The organism is Brevibacillus reuszeri (assembly GCF_002897295.1).
Lineage (GTDB): Bacteria > Bacillota > Bacilli > Brevibacillales > Brevibacillaceae > Brevibacillus > Brevibacillus reuszeri_A.
Genome location: NZ_BEXF01000001.1, coordinates 21,762 through 37,555, shown reverse-complemented (window position 1 = coordinate 37,555; position 15,794 = coordinate 21,762). Strand labels below are relative to the sequence as shown.

The 15,794-nt window shown below is 50.2% G+C and carries 16 protein-coding genes; all 16 read right to left on the bottom strand.

All coding sequences use genetic code 11. The features are described 5' to 3' along the window. Positions 1 to 8: 8 nt before the first annotated feature. The 16 genes from paaA to C3B52_RS00120 all read right to left on the bottom strand — a co-directional run bounded on the left by paaA (position 9) and on the right by C3B52_RS00120 (position 15,781). Entirely contained in the window at positions 9 to 977 is a 969-nt protein-coding gene (gene paaA, locus C3B52_RS00195; protein WP_103104080.1) for a 1,2-phenylacetyl-CoA epoxidase subunit PaaA, read from the bottom strand. Between the two features lie 114 nt (positions 978 to 1,091). Beyond that, positions 1,092 to 1,919 carry a methyl-accepting chemotaxis protein gene (locus C3B52_RS00190; RefSeq protein ID WP_103104079.1) on the bottom strand — a complete coding sequence of 276 codons (828 nt, stop codon included), beginning with the start codon at positions 1,917 to 1,919 and terminating at the stop codon, positions 1,092 to 1,094. Between the two features lie 92 nt (positions 1,920 to 2,011). Further along, entirely contained in the window at positions 2,012 to 3,226 is a 1,215-nt protein-coding gene (locus C3B52_RS00185; protein WP_103104078.1) for an ABC transporter substrate-binding protein, read from the bottom strand. A gap of 39 nt (positions 3,227 to 3,265) precedes the next feature. Next, a complete protein-coding gene (locus tag C3B52_RS00180; RefSeq protein WP_103104077.1) occupies positions 3,266 to 4,009 on the bottom strand; it encodes an ABC transporter ATP-binding protein in 744 nt (247 codons plus the stop codon). A gap of 18 nt (positions 4,010 to 4,027) precedes the next feature. Further along, complete coding sequence (locus tag C3B52_RS00175; RefSeq protein WP_103104076.1) at positions 4,028 to 4,795, bottom strand: ABC transporter ATP-binding protein; 768 nt, start codon at positions 4,793 to 4,795, stop codon at positions 4,028 to 4,030. Next, positions 4,792 to 5,811, bottom strand: coding sequence for a branched-chain amino acid ABC transporter permease (locus C3B52_RS00170; RefSeq protein ID WP_103104075.1), 1,020 nt, complete (start codon positions 5,809 to 5,811; stop codon positions 4,792 to 4,794). Before C3B52_RS00170 ends, C3B52_RS00175 begins: the two co-directional genes overlap by 4 nt. After that, complete coding sequence (locus C3B52_RS00165) at positions 5,811 to 6,689, bottom strand: branched-chain amino acid ABC transporter permease (protein ID WP_103104074.1); 879 nt, start codon at positions 6,687 to 6,689, stop codon at positions 5,811 to 5,813. Before C3B52_RS00165 ends, C3B52_RS00170 begins: the two co-directional genes overlap by 1 nt. A gap of 132 nt (positions 6,690 to 6,821) precedes the next feature. Next, on the bottom strand, positions 6,822 to 7,646 hold the full coding sequence (gene paaX, locus C3B52_RS00160; protein WP_103104073.1) for a phenylacetic acid degradation operon negative regulatory protein PaaX: 825 nt from the start codon (positions 7,644 to 7,646) through the stop codon (positions 6,822 to 6,824). 282 nt (positions 7,647 to 7,928) lie between these two features. Further along, a complete protein-coding gene (locus C3B52_RS00155; RefSeq protein ID WP_103104072.1) occupies positions 7,929 to 9,128 on the bottom strand; it encodes a thiolase family protein in 1,200 nt (399 codons plus the stop codon). Positions 9,129 to 9,171: 43 nt separating this feature from the next. After that, on the bottom strand, positions 9,172 to 10,368 hold the full coding sequence (locus tag C3B52_RS00150; protein ID WP_103104071.1) for a thiolase family protein: 1,197 nt from the start codon (positions 10,366 to 10,368) through the stop codon (positions 9,172 to 9,174). Further along, complete coding sequence (locus C3B52_RS00145) at positions 10,368 to 11,123, bottom strand: 3-hydroxyacyl-CoA dehydrogenase family protein (RefSeq protein WP_103104070.1); 756 nt, start codon at positions 11,121 to 11,123, stop codon at positions 10,368 to 10,370. Before C3B52_RS00145 ends, C3B52_RS00150 begins: the two co-directional genes overlap by 1 nt. Beyond that, on the bottom strand, positions 11,107 to 11,964 hold the full coding sequence (locus C3B52_RS00140; RefSeq protein WP_103104069.1) for a 3-hydroxyacyl-CoA dehydrogenase family protein: 858 nt from the start codon (positions 11,962 to 11,964) through the stop codon (positions 11,107 to 11,109). Before C3B52_RS00140 ends, C3B52_RS00145 begins: the two co-directional genes overlap by 17 nt. A 55-nt stretch (positions 11,965 to 12,019) precedes the next feature. After that, the gene (locus C3B52_RS00135) at positions 12,020 to 12,796 is read right to left on the bottom strand and encodes an enoyl-CoA hydratase-related protein (protein WP_103104068.1); all 777 of its coding nucleotides are present in this window, start codon (positions 12,794 to 12,796) and stop codon (positions 12,020 to 12,022) included. 9 nt (positions 12,797 to 12,805) lie between these two features. Further along, positions 12,806 to 13,579, bottom strand: a complete 774-nt coding sequence (locus tag C3B52_RS00130) for an enoyl-CoA hydratase-related protein (RefSeq protein WP_103104067.1) — start codon at positions 13,577 to 13,579, stop codon at positions 12,806 to 12,808. Positions 13,580 to 13,615: 36 nt separating this feature from the next. Continuing rightward, complete coding sequence (locus tag C3B52_RS00125) at positions 13,616 to 14,944, bottom strand: phenylacetate--CoA ligase family protein (RefSeq protein WP_103104066.1); 1,329 nt, start codon at positions 14,942 to 14,944, stop codon at positions 13,616 to 13,618. A gap of 51 nt (positions 14,945 to 14,995) precedes the next feature. Continuing rightward, positions 14,996 to 15,781: an enoyl-CoA hydratase-related protein gene (locus tag C3B52_RS00120; protein WP_103104065.1), complete on the bottom strand. Its 786-nt coding sequence runs from the start codon at positions 15,779 to 15,781 to the stop codon at positions 14,996 to 14,998. Between the last annotated feature and the right edge of the window lie 13 nt (positions 15,782 to 15,794).

Genomic DNA, 15,794 nt, shown 5'->3' with positions numbered 1-15,794 from the left:
CATTTCACCTACCCTACTTGGCGGCCGAACGACATGATTGCGTCGCGCACCCATTTGGTTTCTTCATAAGACATTTCTCTCAGATTGAGGCGATGGGCAGAACGAGGTCCGTTGCCTTTTACAATCTGCTTGAAAGCTTCCCAATCCGGTTGTTGGTATACCCATATGTCTTCGGCTTCGTCGAAATAAATCGTATCGTCTGGAACCGTGAAGCCGAGGTGGAAGATACGCGGCAAATACTTTTTCAAAAAGATCTGGCGCAGCTCTTCATTTGTCTGTGTCCGAATCTTGTAGCGCATATTCGAGGCTTGGTTACTCGTAATGTTGCCGTTCTCAGGCGGACCGAAAAACATCAGCAGGGATGGCCACCAGCGAGTGATTGCTTCTTGGAGCATTTGACGCTGCTCGGCTGTGCCTTCTGCCAGCTCCAGTACGATGCTCTCCCCGTGCTGCGCGTGGAATTTCTCCTCTGCACAAATCCGATGCAACGCCCGAGCATATGGCGCGTACGACGTATCAAGCGACATGGACTGCGTGATGATAGCCGCTCCATCTACTAACCATCCGATAACACCCGCGTCCGCCCAGGTCGGTGCCTCCATGTGAAATACGTTGTGGAATTTAAGCCGACCCGTAAACAAATCCTGCATCAAATCTTCCCGTGTCTTACCCAATGGAGCGATGAGGTCTTCTGCTACGCGCAGCAAAAGCTGACCGTGCCCCATTTCGTCCTGAACCTTTGCCATGATCGCCAGCTTGCGGCGCAAGGTCGGAGCTTTTGGCACCCATTCCTTTTCGGGCAAAGCACCCATGATTTCGCTCATCCCGTGCATGGAAATGAGTTTGATAAGCTGATTGCGGTAATCGTCTGGCATCCAGTCGTCCGCTTCTATTTTTTCACCGCGGTCGATTCGAGCTAAAAACGCTTCCATTTTTTCATTTTCCGTCATATCGAAACGCTCGATCTGTGTTTGCATGGAGCAAGCCCTCCTTGTAACCGAATTCATTACGCATAATTTATGCTACGTTTTTATAACGCAATAATAACATAACGTCATACATTATCGCAATAGGCATCATTTTCAAAACATTCATTCTGAACGATCTGTTGATACTGCTGCTTTTCTTAGCTGTTCTGACATATGGCGCAGCTGCTGCATGACTGCGTCGAGCTCTTGGATGCGGGTTGATTGCTGTAGGCTATGTGCGGTCGTTTTCTCCATTTCACTCGATACGAGTCCTACCAAATCATTCATTTCATCCAGAATGCGAAAGATATCTTTTGCTGACGTTGAGGTGGTCTGAGACAGCTGCCGGATTTCTTCTGCTACAACAGAAAAGCCTCGTCCTGCTGAACCTGCGCGCGCCGCTTCCAGAACCGCATTTAATCCAAGCACGTTGGACCGAGTGGAAATATCGCGAATGAGCTGGCTAATCTGTGAGGTCTCGGCAATTTTTAGCTTCATCTTTGCCGCTGCATCCGAGAGCGTGTAGCTGGCCCCAGCCAAATCGTCTGCCTCTTTTGCCAGGCTCTCCGTATGCATCGCAATATTCTCAAATGCCTCGTTCAGCTCACCCGCAAGTCTACGCAAGCGCTCCTCCTGGTCGGTAGTGACACCGGTTGCCAAACATCCTACTACCTGACCATGCTCAATGATAGGAAAGCCTACTGCTATGTAAGGAATACCAAACACCTCTTTGGGAATCTTTTTGACCACCCGCCGTTTCTCGGCAATCGCCATGGCGTTGATACTGCCCTCACGCAGCTTGTCCCCTACTTTGATCCCGAGGTTCAAGCCTTTCGTCGGATAATAAGCCAGAAACTTTTCTCTGTCCGTGACGCCCACCATACAATCAAGTAGAAATGCTTTTTGCAAAATGGGAGCAACCATCAGTAAGCTATTTAGCATTTGAGACATGTACTCTACCTCCTGACGTCCTGACGAAAACGGCTATTCCCCCCGCCCCTTGCGGAAAGAACAGCCATTTTTTCGTAGCATACGGTTTTTCGTTATTTCAGGATCTGGAATTTGCCGTCCTTCACTTCAACCATGATCATGCTGTCTTCCGTAAGGCCATTATGGTCTTCCGCCGAGAACTTGAACTCCCCTGTTACCCCTACATAATTTACTTTTTCCAATACCTCGCCTAGCTTGGAAGCATCTCCGCCAGCCTGCTTCAGACCTTCTACCAAAAGGTTCAAGCCGTCGTAGCCATACCCAGCAAAGCCGTCTGGCTCAGACTTGTAAGCAGCTTGGTAGCCATCTACGAACTTTTTGATAATGGCAGACTGTGGATCGTTAGCGTCTACTTGGTCAGGAACGAGCAGCTTGCCTGCTACCATCAATACACCGTTTCCTGCGTCGCCTACCAGCTCCAGGAACTTGCTGTTAGCAGAACCGTGGCTTGAGATAATCGGAATGGACAGATTCAATTGCTTGGCTTCCTTTACAATCGTTGCAGGTCCCGGATTGGTTCCAGCTACGATCAGCGCTTGTGCATCCATTCCCTTGATTTTCGTCAATTGGGAGCTCATCGAAGGATCTTTTGTGCCATATTTTTCTTCGGCTACGATCGTGATTCCGTACTCAGGAGCGTACTTTTGCAATTGCTGTGTCCAGCCGCTGCCGTATGGGTTGCTGTCATTGAGCGTTGCGATTTTGGTGATTCCCTTTTCTTTTAAATAGGTAAAGATGCGTTTGGTTCCATGTGCATCTGTATGTGGTGTTTTGAAAATACCAGCACGAACCGGATTGGTGATTTGGTCAGCAGCAGCCATGGAAATGAGAGGCAGCTTTTCTGCTGCGGCAAATTCCGCCATACCGAGGGATGGACCGCTACCTGATGAGCCCAGTACCGCTACTACCTTTTCTTTGGATACGAGCTTTTTGATCGCTTTTACGGCTTCTGTGTTGTCCGATTTGTCATCTTCAAAAATAACCTCGATCGGATGACCATCTACTCCGCCAGCACCATTGAGCTCTTTGACCAACAATTCTACTGCTTGTTTTTCAGGAACGCCGAGTGGGCTATTCGGACCCGTCATGGAAAAGATCGCTCCCACGCGAATTGGGTCTTTGCTCGCGCTCTCTGTCTGCGCCGATTGTCCTCCAGCTGCAGGCGCCGCCTCAGAAGCAGGCTTTGCGCCCCCTCCACATGCACTCAGCAGAACAAAAGAAGCGAGTGCAAACGGGAATAACCATTTTGCTTTGTGGTTCTTTTTCATCGTAGGGCCCCCTTGATATCTCGTTGCTTTTTTTATTTGTCAAACCGCTTCATGGGCATGACCCAAATAAGCAGATTGCACACGAGGATCGTTCATAATTTCTTCAGCAGTACCTTCCAGCATCACAGTACCTGTGCTCAGGACGTAGGCTCGATCAGAGATAGAAAGTGCTGCGCGAGCATTTTGCTCCACCAAAAGGACCGTAGTCCCCCATTCAGCACGAATTTCCTGCACGATCGTCAAGATTTCCTTGGCGATCAATGGAGCGAGCCCTAGTGAGGGTTCATCCAAAAGCAACAGCTGCGGGCGTGACAGCAACGCTCTGCCAATCGCCAGCATTTGCTGCTGTCCACCAGAGAGTGTTCCGCCCATCTGCCACTTGCGTTCTGCCAGAATCGGAAAGCGCTGATAGACAGTATCCATTTCCTTGGCGATTTCCTTTTTGCTCGTCTTTGGCATGCGATGGGAAGCACCAAGCCACAAATTGTCCTCTACCGTCATGGTAGAAAAGATTTGCCTCCGCTCGGGTACATGAGCCATGCCTCGACTGACGACGAGCTCCGCAGGAATTTTGGTAATTTCCTCGCCTCGAAACCGGACCATCCCCTCTTTGGAGCCGTGCAAACCACAGATACAGTTGAGCAGCGTGGTCTTTCCCGCCCCGTTGGACCCAAGCAAGGAGACGATTTCTCCTTCCTTTACGTCCAGATTGATTCCATGGAGCACCTCTACGGGACCGTAGCGTGCAACGATGTTTTCTGCTTGTAAAATCACATTCGCCACTCTTGTCACCCCACTCTTCTACGCTTCCTCAGTTCCGAGGTACGCCGCAATAACTCTCGGATTCTCCTGAATTTCGCGCGGTGTTCCTTCTGCGATTTTTTCCCCTTGGTCTAAAACAACAATGCGATCAGCGATGGACATAATCATGTCCATGTCATGCTCTACCAAAAGAATCGCTGTCCCGTCTTCCCTGATTTTCTGGAACATGCTGCTCATATCAGCCGTTTCCGTATGATTCAACCCTGCTGCTGGCTCGTCCAAAAGAAGCAGCCTGGGCTCTGCTACCATCGCCCTCGCGATTTCCATCAAACGCAGCTTTCCGTATGGCAGACTTCCTGCAAGCGACGTGCGCAGCTGTGATAGTCCCACCTGCTCCAGCCATTCCTGTGCCCGCTCTTCCATCAGCCGCTCTTCCTTGCGCGCACGTCCGAGATTCATCCCGCAAGAGAAGAGGCTCGCACTCGTCTTCGTATGCATGCCGACCATGACGTTTTCCAGGACGGTCATATCGTCGAAGGTCTGGAGATTTTGAAAGGTTCGCGTAATGCCCAGCCCCGCATAGCTATAGCCAGGAACCTTGGTCAAAGGCTGCTTGCTGAATCGAATCTCGCCTTCTGAGGGTGGGATGACGCCCGATACCATGTTGAGCACCGTGCTTTTCCCTGCACCGTTTGGGCCAATCAGTGCCAAAATCTCGCCTTCGTTCACCGAAAAATCAACCTTGTTCACAGCTCGTACACCGCCAAAGTCACGTGAAAGGGCTTGTACCTCCAACAGTGTCGTCATGTTGTCGCCTTCCTTTCCACGGTTTGTGTCTCGACTGCACTTTCTTTGCGTTTCTTTGCCTGCAACTTTTCATAAGCAGCCCGGATACGTGGTACCAACCCCTCCGGCATGAACATGACGATCAAGACCAGAATTCCGCCAAAGACAATTGTGTCGATGTCGCCTTGCAGGCCAGGAATGACTTCGCTCATGAGAACGAGTGCCTCGCTGATCGAACCGATCAACAGCGTACCGATCAGTGCCCCCCAGATGCTCGTCATCCCACCGATCACAACCATCGTCAAAAATTTGATAGACTCGTGCAATCCGAATGGCTGTGGATCAAGAATTCCGATGTAATGCGCGTACAAGCCCCCCGATATCCCCGCAAACATCCCGCTCACGACAAATGCGTTCAGCTTGAATTTGCGTACATCAATCCCCATCGAGGTTGCCGCGATTTCGCTTTTATGAATCGCACGGAAAGCACGTCCAACGCGGGAATTTAATAGATTCAGGGAAAAGAGCAGTACACAGGTGACTACGCCCCAAATCAGGTAATACATCGACAGCTCGCTATCTCCGAAGAACGTAATTTTGGGAATACTGATCATTCCGCTCGCTCCGCCTGTTACCGACTCCCACTCGGAGATTCCAATCTGTACGATATATCCAAAAGCAAGAGTCGCCATCGCCAGGTAGTAACCTTGCAAGCCAGCAATGGCCCGTCCCAGGATAAAGGCAAAGAGTGCGGGTACGATCGCTGATGCAATCAAGCCTACCCCTACCGGAAGACCGTATTTGGTAGTCAAAACCGCTGAAGTATAGGCACCGATTCCCCAAAAAGCAGCTTGTCCCAAGGAAATTTGTCCCGCCAGACCCATCACAAGGCACAGCCCAATCGCTACAATCGCTTGAAGACCGATGATGATTCCAACCGAGCGGTAATACTCATCTGGCATCACGAAAGGAAAGACAATCATCAGAACGAGATAAACGAGGATACTTTTGCCCCATTTGTCGATTATGTGCTTCATCATAGCCCTCCTTTCCCTACGCTTCGTTCTCCAAAGATGCCCGATGGCTTAATCAAGAGCACGCCAATCAACACCAGAAAAGCAATCGCGTCTTTCATTCCCGAGCTGATGTAGCCAGCCCCAAGCGATTCAACAACTCCAAGCAAAAATGCTGCGACTGCTGCTCCGAGCGGGTTGCCAAGCCCTCCGAGAATAGCAGCGGAAAACCCTTTGATTCCAAGCAGTACGCCAATGTCATAGGAGGTTACGCTCAGTGGTGCGATCACTATCCCCGCTATCGCTCCGGTAGCTCCGCTAATCCCGAAGGCCAGCATGCTCATCTTTGCCGGACTAATCCCCATCAGGCGAGCAGCCATCGGATTAATCGAACAGGCGTTGATTTTTTTACCCAAAATGGTCTTGTCCATCAAGTACCAAAGCAAAAGCAAGATAATCAGGACAGCTGCCAAGATCCATACGCTCTGTTGCGCGATCGTCACTCCTGCCACAGTGATCGGTTCGTTGCTTGTAATCGGAGCCAGCGCAAATGCATCCTTTCCCCAGATCAAGCTTGCTAACCCGCGAATCAAAGTTGAAATTCCTATTGTTAGAATTATCAGACTAATAGGACTAGCCTTTTTCACATAAGCGATTACATACTTTTGCATCAGCACACCGATTAACGTAACGAGCAGGATTGCCAGTAGTGCAGCTAATGCATATGGTACCTCCAGCCCGATCATGGCGACTGTAACCATGCCACCCAACATTAAAAATTCGCCCTGTGCCAAATTAATTACTTTGCTGACGTTGTAAATAGTGATGAAGCCAACCGCGACGATGGCGTAAATCCCGCCACTAACAAGACCGTTTGCAACATATTGCATGAGCTCCGTCATGTTGTTTTGAACCCCCTTGGTAACGCGTCTCTTTCTCTTCCAAGTAAAACGCTTACATTTAAATTTTTGGAAAATGCCCTCACGAAAAAGGCCCTAGGCTTTTCTAGGGCGCCTCTTGTGCTAGGTCGACACCTATTGTGGTGCTCCCTCGTACACCGTCTCGAAGAATCGAACAGCCCCTGGATTCAGCATCTGATAGTAATTTTGGAACAGCTCGTCCGCTTCTTTTCCTAACCAAAGCTCTGGTAATAGCTCCAGCGGCAAATCGGGATCAATAAATAAGAATTTGCGATATTGGTGAACCAGCTTAGTCTTCTCTACAAAGCAGTGGCTGTCAGCAACTTCTTCACCTCGGCTGAGCCTCTCACCCAGCGCCTCGTACTCGGTACGGTAAGCGTCGATGAACTCACGGTACTTCGCATTGATCTCCTCGATGTTCCAGCACTTTTGTACCAGCTGCTTCGGATCGCTCCACCCGAGGTGATCCGCTGAAAAGATTTCAACATACTCGGTGATTTCATGCGCCTCTGTCAGCTCCTTGATTCTATCAGCCAAATTGTTCGGACTGATCCAGGTGCTGGTCGTTAGCATACCGAAGCCCATCCATCCCAGCTCCTTGCGCAATTGATCTCTCAGCGCACGGCGTTCCTCAGGAATGTTGTAGCTCGCAATGCACCATTTTCCATCCCACAGGTCCGACTCTACCTTGTAGATACGAGCCGCTGCTTCCTCCAAACGTTTTTTACCACGCTCGGATACGGAATAATAGCTGCGATTTCCTATTTTTCTTGATTCCAGCCAGCCTTGGCGGAGCATCCGTGAGATTGCAGCGCGAACCGCAGGCTCAGACAGCCCAAACTCCCCCATCAGCCGGGTCAAACTACCAATCCAGATTTCATTGCCATAATGGCGAACGTAGTCACCGTAAATGGTGAACAGCATGGATTGTGGCTTCACGTTTCTTCAACCCCCAGATCGATTCTTACTCTATGCTGTGAAATTGTACCATAACTTTTGTAAGCGTGTAATCGACCCAGAACACATAACACAAAAAATGTATTACGTATTTGTAACGTCATTATATTAGAACGTTTCATAATAGTCAATTTTTTTGCTACAATTTATTTTTCAAAATTTTATGGTCAATTAATAATTGATCGAGGCCTAATAGCCGAGGAAGGTCTTACTGAAGAAAGGCAGGGAGCATCAGCTCCCCCCTTTTACCTGCTCATGTGCGGATTATACTCGCTCAATAATCGTCGCAATTCCTTGTCCTACACCAATGCACATCGCCGCGAGACCATACCGGGCTTCACGTCGTTCCATTTCGTAAAGCAGAGTCGTCATAATACGTGCTCCACTGCATCCAAGTGGATGGCCCAAGGCGATAGCTCCACCATTCACATTGACGCGGTCCGGATCTACGCCCAGCTCCCGCACGCTAGCCACTGCCTGTGCTGCAAATGCTTCATTGAACTCAAACAAATCGATCTGATCGATCGTAAGGCCTGCCTGCTTCAGCACCTTACGCGTCGCTGGCACGGGACCAATGCCCATGACGGCTGGATCGACACCTGCCACAGCAGACGCTACGATACGCGCCCGCGGCTTCAAGCCTGCTTGCAGTGCTGTCGCCTGCTCCATGATCAGCAGCGCACTTGCCCCGTCATTGAGACCACTGGAATTACCCGCTGTTACCGAGCCGTCCGCTTTAAATGCCGGCTTCAGCTTTTGCAGCTGCTCGATCGTCGTTTCTGGACGGGCATGCTCATCACGGTCAAAATAAGACACCTCGCCTTTGCGACCACGCAGCTCCACAGGAACAATTTCAGCCTCCCATTTGCCTTCTGCGAGTGCACGTGCATAATTTTGCTGGCTGCGCAAAGCAAATGCATCCTGATCCTCCCGACTGATTTGATACTGTTCCGCTACGTTCTCGGCAGTTTCACCCAGGCTGATTGGGGGATACATTTCGACCATCTTCTCGTTCACCAGTCTCCAGCCCAGCGTAGTGTCTACCAGCTGCTGATTTCCACGCTGAAAAGCCGTACCCGGCTTCATCATGACTAGTGGCGAGCGAGTCATGCTTTCTGTCCCGCCAGCAATATACACGTGTCCCGCACCTGCTTTAATCGCATTGGCGCTTTGATTCACCGCTTCCAATCCTGATCCGCACAAACGATTCACCGTAACACCAGGAACATCTACTGGCACCCCGGCAAGCAGCAAAGACATGCGGGCTACGTTGCGGTTATCCTCACCTGCCTGATTCGCACAACCAAGAATGACATCATCAATGCTCACAGGATCGATCGGATTGCGCTCCAACAGCTTGCGAATCACGAGCGCCCCCAGATCATCTGGGCGCACGTCCTTCAATGCTCCACCAATGCGTCCAATGGGTGTCCGCACGGCATCTACAATTACAGGTATGTTCATCTCCAACGCCTCCATTGGGGCCTACCATTTATTTTTCTTACTGTTACAGGGCTTCCACCAGCGTAGCCAATCCTTGTCCTCCACCGATGCACAAGGAAACGACGCCATAGCGCTTTTTGCGGCGGCGTAATTCATACAGGATCGTCCCTGCCAGTCGTGCACCGCTGCACCCGAGCGGATGTCCCAAAGCAATCGCTCCACCATTTACGTTTGTTTTATCAGGCGAGAGCCCCAGCTCGCGCATGCACGCAAGAGCTTGGGAAGCAAATGCTTCGTTTAATTCAAAAAGATCAATCTCTTCAATCGTCATATTTACTTCAGCAAGCAGCTTTTGAATCGCTACGACGGGGCCGATTCCCATAATGCGTGGGTCTACACCAGCACTGACGAAATGAACAATCCGTCCCAGTGGTGACATCCCCGCCTCATTCAGCTTTTCCTCGCTCATCAAGAGAAGGGCTGCCGCCCCATCATTGATTCCAGAAGAATTGCCTGCTGTGACGCTGCCATTTTTGCGAAAAGCAGGGCGCAGCTTCGCAAGCGACTCTACGCTGGAATCACGACGCGGAAATTCATCCGTGTCAAAGATCGTCTCTTCCCCTTTTTTACCGCGAAGTGTGACAGGGAGGATCTCCTCACGAAAACGACCTTCATCGATGGCAGCAATCGCGCGTTTCTGGCTTTCCGCAGCAAACTGATCCTGATCCTCGCGACTAATGCCGTATCGCTGTGCTACATTTTCTGCTGTATCGCCCATCGTCAGTTCACCATAAATGGAAACAGGAGCCGAGCGCGGACCACCGAACGATTCCATCAAGGTTTGTCCACCACGCTGATAGGGCTGCTCGAATTTTTCCATAATATATGGCGAGCGTGTCAGATTTTCCACGCCACCAGCGAACATGACGCTGCTATGCCCAGCCTGAATAGACTGCGCCGCCAGGTTGATCGCCTCCAGCCCTGACGCACATACACGGTTTACGGTCAGTCCTGGTACAGTTTCCGGCAGTCCAGCTTTCAAAAGTCCGACACGGGCAATATTAATAAAAGGTCCCGCAGATATCACGTTCCCCATGATGACTCCATCGATCGCTTCTCCTGCCTGCCCTGCCCGTTTCAAAGCTCCGTCCAAAACAATCGCCGTCAAATCATCTATCGGTGTATTTTTTAGGCTTCCACCCAGCTTGCCGATCGGCGTGCGAACAGCGGCCGCCACATAAACATCCTTACGTGCCTGCATCACCCTTCACACTCCTCTTTGCTGCCATAGTGATAAAAGCCTTGCCCACTTCTTACTCCTACTCGCTTGGCAAGCACTAGCTTTCGCAGAAGCGGTGCCGTGCGATAGCGTTCTTCTGCAAGATCGCGCTGCAGCCCTCGGGAAATCGCGTAAATTTCATCGAGCCCGATACGATCCGCCCATTCCAGTGGGCCGTATGGGTAGTTCGTTCCTTTTTTCATAGCTGTGTCGATATCTTGTGGAGTTGCTGCTTTTTCCATCAACGCAAAAGCTGCTTCGTTAATAATCAGTGAAAGGATACGCGGAAACACGAGGCCTACCTCGTCTTCTACGATTTCCGTCTCTTTATCCAGTGACCCAAAGAGTGATACTGCCGCTGCGATTGCTGCTTCCTCTGTTTGCAGAGCAGGTGCGATCTCGATCAACTCACGCTCCGCCAAAGGCACGAGTGTACCAAAGCCGCATACTCTCTCAGGATGCTCTGTCCAGGAAGCAGCCTCAGTAGCAGTAATCGCCAGCGAGGTAGTAATAATTGGCACATCGGCAGGAAGCAGCTGATCCAGATTGCAAAGCTGTTGTTTCTTTGCTTCCAGATTGACACTGTTTACTTCTATTGCCAGAGATACCGTTTGGGGTGCGCTCGTTGCGTCCTCAAAGGACAACACCGCATACCCTCTATCAATCAATATTTTATGCAATTCTGCGTAGAGGGGGCTGTCACCCGTAAGCAAAACCGCCTTATTTGCTGTAGTCATAGAACCCTTCCCCCGTCTTTCTGCCCAGGCTGCCGGCCTGTACCATTCGCTGTTGAATCCGGCTGGGCTTGAATCGTCCTTCGTGGAAGAAATCGGAATATACCGATTGGGTCGTAGCGAAATTAATATCGATTCCGATCATGTCTTGCAGCTCAAACGGTCCCATTTTGAATCCGCCCGCCTGCTTCATGATTCGATCAATCTGTTCTACATTTGCTACATTGTCACCAAGAATTCGCAACGCTTCATTATAATAAGGGCGGGCGATCCGGTTGACGATGAAGCCAGGTGTATCTGTCACGAGAACAGGTACCTTACCCAGCTGCTCGGCAAAACGGTATGCCTGCTCCACATTTTCTTCGCTAGATTTCTTCCCGCGAATAACCTCCACCAAAGGCATGACGGGTGCTGGATTGAAGAAATGAAACCCGAGAATGCGCTCGGGGTGTGGCAAGCCTCCGGCAATTTCCGTTATGGAGATCGAGGAGGTATTCGTCAAAAGCAGTGCATCGCTTTTACAAATTCGTGAGAGTTCCCCAAAAATGGTCTTTTTCAGATCCAGCCGCTCTGGCACTGCTTCGATCACGATGTCGCAATCAGCCAGCTGTTCCATGTCCGAGACGAGCTTCATTCTCTCGAGTGTGTCTGTTTTTTGCTGTTCGCTGATTTTGCCTTTTTCCACATCCTTGGTCAGGATGGATTGCAAATAGCTCTGTGCTTTGTCCAGAACAGCCTGATTTGCATCTAATAGCTTTACAACATGTCCTTTGCGGCCGCAGACGAGAGCGATACCCGCTCCCATCGTTCCAGCACCGATGACACCGACAGTTTTCGTTTCCACTCGCTGATCCCTCTCTTTTTACGTGGCGTATGAGCATTGATAAGCGCGGCGCGTTTTATTGGCCCGTAAAACGAGGGGCACGTTTCTCCATAAAGGCTGTAACCCCTTCTTTGTGATCCTCCGTGCTGCCTGCTGCATCCTGCGCAAATGCTTCATATTCCAAGGTTTCTTCCAGCCCCATCTCGAGCCCCTTGTACATGGTTCGCTTGATCAGGCCGATTCCTCGGGTAGGCAGTGACGCCAATTTTCTTGCATACGCCATTGCAGCCTCCTGAAAAGAGTCTGCCGGGTATACTTGATTGATGAGGCCAATACGCAGCGCTTCCTCTGCGGAAATCTTCTCGCCAGTCATCGCCAGCTCCAGCGCTTTCCCAATTCCTACAATGCGAGGCAGGAAATAGCATCCCCCAGAATCAGGCACCAAGCCGATGTTTACAAATGCATTGACGAGCGATGCCTTCTCCGACGCGAGACGAATATCGCAGGCCAGTGCTACGCTCATCCCCGCTCCAGCTGCTACGCCATTAATGGCAGCTACGATCGGCTTTTCCGTTTTTTGGAATTGCAAAATCATCGGATTGTAGCGCTTCCGTAAAAACCCGCCAAAGTCTACATTCCCACCCGAAACATCTCCCAAGTCCTGCCCGGCATTAAATGCTCTGCCAGCTCCTGTGAATAAAATGCAGCGTACTTCTGGAGCCTTTTGCGCCTGCTTCAGAGCTTCTGTGATTTCCTTGTTCATCTGCTCTGTAAATGCATTGAATTTTTCAGGGCGGTTCATCGTAATGACTGCGACACCTTCGGATACTTCGTAGAGGATCGTTTCGTACATGGCTGCCTCCTAATTACCCGTAAACCGGGGTTTGCGTTTTTCCAGGAAGGCTTGCATCCCTTCCTTCCGATCTTCGCTTGCCAGCAGCAAATAAAAACTGTTTCGCTCGTAGTCCATGCCTTCTTGTAATGACAAATCTGCTGCCTTGTGTACGGTTTTTTTGATGACCTTGACAGCGAGCGGTGCTTGCCTGGCGATTCGCTTCGCCAGCTTGAGCGCCTCGCTATAGTAGGCTTCCACAGGTACGACACGGTTGACCAAGCCATACTGCCACGCTTCTTTTGCAGAGATGGAATCACCTGTGAGCAGCATTTCCATCGCTTTGCGCAGACCGATGGCGCGAGTCAGGCGCTGTGTCCCACCTGCTCCGGGCATTACTCCAAGATTGATCTCCGGTTGTCCGATTACAGCTGTCTCAGAAGCAATCACGATGTCGCAGTTCATCATCAATTCACAGCCTCCGCCGAGGACAAAGCCACTTACCGCGCCAATAATCGGCTTGGATATGCGTGACATGCGGTCCCATACGGCAAACTGGTCTCTTTTCATGATTGCAACAGCCGACGCCTCTGCCATTTCATTGATATCCGCTCCAGCAGCAAAGGCTCTTTCATTGCCAGTGAGCAGAATCGCGCCGATGGCTGGGTCGCGGTCAAACTGCTCCATCGCTTCTACCAGCTCATCGATCAACTGCAAATTTAGCGCATTGAGAATTTTCGGTCGATTGAGCGTAATCACTCCTACAGCTTCATCGCTCGCTACCGTGATATATTCATATGCCAAGAGCAGTTCACACCTTTCCCCAGACACGACGATTTATTAAATAGCAGCTTGCGTTTTGTTTCGATTATCGACTACGCGAATAGCTTTGCTTTCACTACGAATCAGCGAGTTTGGCGGCAAAATGCGCAGTACAACGGATACACCCAACGTATTTTTAATCATATGCCCGATCTCTTTTACTAATGGTGCAAGAGCGGCATTTTCATTGCCAGCAATTTCACTTGCGTACTCCTGATTCAACTCACAGTGAACCTCAAACCGATCGAGTGCACCATCACGCTCAATCACTACCTGATATTGCGGTGCCAATTGTTCAAAAGTAAGCAATACAGATTCAATCTCTGTCGGGAAGACGTTCACACCGCGAATGATCAACATGTCATCCACACGACCTTTGATACGGGACATCCGCATGGTTGTACGACCGCATTTGCATGGCTCTGGATTAAGTGATGCGATATCACCTGTGCGATAGCGAACAACTGGGAAAGCTTCCTTTGTCAAAGAAGTGAATACAAGCTCACCTTCTTGACCATATGGCAGCACTTCTCCCGTATTTGGATCAATGATTTCCGCAAAGAAGTGGTCTTCTGCAATATGCAGACCGTCCTGCACTTCATGACACTCGATAGAAACGCCAGGTCCCATTACCTCAGAAAGACCGTAAATATCAACAGCTTTAATATCGAGAGCTTCCTCCAGCTGCACGCGCATTTCCTCAGACCAAGGCTCCGCACCAAAAATGCCGTACTTGACGCTCGTCTCACGTGGATTGATGCCCATTTTTTTCATTTCCTCGACGATGTTCAGCACGTAGGAAGGTGTAGCTGCCAATCCGCGTGGTTTGAAATCCTCGATTAGCGTGATTTGACGAGAAGTGTTTCCGCCGGACACCGGTACAGCTACTGCCCCCATGTGCTCGATCCCGTTGTGCAAGCCAAGTCCGCCTGTAAACAGTCCATAGCCATACGCGTTATGGAAGATGTCGCCTGGCTCTCCACCAGCACAGCATAGAGCACGCGCAACGATTTCCGCCCAGTTTTCCAGATCCTTTTTGGTGTAGCCGACAACGGTTGGCTTTCCTTTTGTGCCGGATGATCCGTGGATACGTGCAACTTCCTTCATATCAACAGCAAACAGATTGAATGGATAGTTCTCGCGCAAATGCGTTTTCTTCATAAAAGGAAGCTTTTGAATATCCTCAATCGATTGAATATCCTCTGGCTTAACACCCGCAGCATCCATCGCTTCCTTGTGAAAAGGAACTCGCTCGTATACACGCTTTACTGTCTCCTTGAGGCGTCCTAGCTGGAGTTCTGTCATTTTCTCTCTTGACAGCGCTTCCATCTCCATGTTAAAGATCATTTCGCATCCCCCATTCTGTATCTTCGTTTTTGTCCGCCAAACATTACGTATCTATTCACCCAAAAAGACTGGCTTGCGTTTTTCGCGGAATGCCTCCAGTGCTTCCAAACGGTCTTTTGTTGGAATGATAACCTCATAGCACATCGTTTCCACATCAAGTCCAGTTTGCAAATCGACGCTGGAGCCACGATCAATTGCCGATTTTGCCTGGTAGACAGCAAGCGGAGCATTTGCCAAAATTTCATTAGCAAGCCCCATTGCCATTGCTTCCAATTGGTCAAGGTCCTCCGCTACACCATTTACAAAGCCAAGAGCCAAAGCGTCTGCAGCCGTAATTTTACGAGCTGTCAAAATGAGTTCCTTTGCTTTGGATGGCCCGATCAGTCGAGACAGGCGCTGCGTACCACCTGCACCTGGAATAATTCCGAGGCTCACTTCTGTCAAACCCATCTTGGCTTCTGCTACCGCGTAACGAAAATCACAGGCGAGTGCCAGCTCGAAGCCTCCGCCAAAGGCAAAGCCGTTTATCATGGCTATGGTCGGCTGCGGCAATCTTTCCAGAGCTGTAAATACATCACGAATCTTACGAACATTGCGACGAACCTGCTGCTCGTTAAGCGTCCGTCGCTCCTTCAGATCAGCACCCGCACAAAATGCACGGCCTTCTGCTTTTACCACGACTACTCGGACTTCTTTTGAATCCAAACGCACTTGCTCGATAAACTCCCCCAAGCGCGACAACGTTTCGTAATTGAGAGCATTCAGCTCATCCGGACGGTTCAGTGTGATGATTCCTATATGTCCATCGCGTTCAAAACGCACTGTATCCTGGCTCATCATGGTCCTCCTC

Coding starts and splice junctions, on each gene's coding strand:
- paaA (WP_103104080.1), bottom strand. CDS start 977: ATGCAAACACAGATCGAGCGTTTCGATATGACGGAAAATGAAAAAATG.
- C3B52_RS00190 (WP_103104079.1), bottom strand. CDS start 1,919: ATGTCTCAAATGCTAAATAGCTTACTGATGGTTGCTCCCATTTTGCAA.
- C3B52_RS00185 (WP_103104078.1), bottom strand. CDS start 3,226: ATGAAAAAGAACCACAAAGCAAAATGGTTATTCCCGTTTGCACTCGCT.
- C3B52_RS00175 (WP_103104076.1), bottom strand. CDS start 4,795: ATGACGACACTGTTGGAGGTACAAGCCCTTTCACGTGACTTTGGCGGT.
- C3B52_RS00170 (WP_103104075.1), bottom strand. CDS start 5,811: ATGAAGCACATAATCGACAAATGGGGCAAAAGTATCCTCGTTTATCTC.
- C3B52_RS00165 (WP_103104074.1), bottom strand. CDS start 6,689: ATGACGGAGCTCATGCAATATGTTGCAAACGGTCTTGTTAGTGGCGGG.
- C3B52_RS00155 (WP_103104072.1), bottom strand. CDS start 9,128: ATGAACATACCTGTAATTGTAGATGCCGTGCGGACACCCATTGGACGC.
- C3B52_RS00150 (WP_103104071.1), bottom strand. CDS start 10,368: ATGCAGGCACGTAAGGATGTTTATGTGGCGGCCGCTGTTCGCACGCCG.
- C3B52_RS00145 (WP_103104070.1), bottom strand. CDS start 11,123: ATGACTACAGCAAATAAGGCGGTTTTGCTTACGGGTGACAGCCCCCTC.
- C3B52_RS00135 (WP_103104068.1), bottom strand. CDS start 12,796: ATGTACGAAACGATCCTCTACGAAGTATCCGAAGGTGTCGCAGTCATT.
- C3B52_RS00125 (WP_103104066.1), bottom strand. CDS start 14,944: ATGATCTTTAACATGGAGATGGAAGCGCTGTCAAGAGAGAAAATGACA.
- C3B52_RS00120 (WP_103104065.1), bottom strand. CDS start 15,781: ATGAGCCAGGATACAGTGCGTTTTGAACGCGATGGACATATAGGAATC.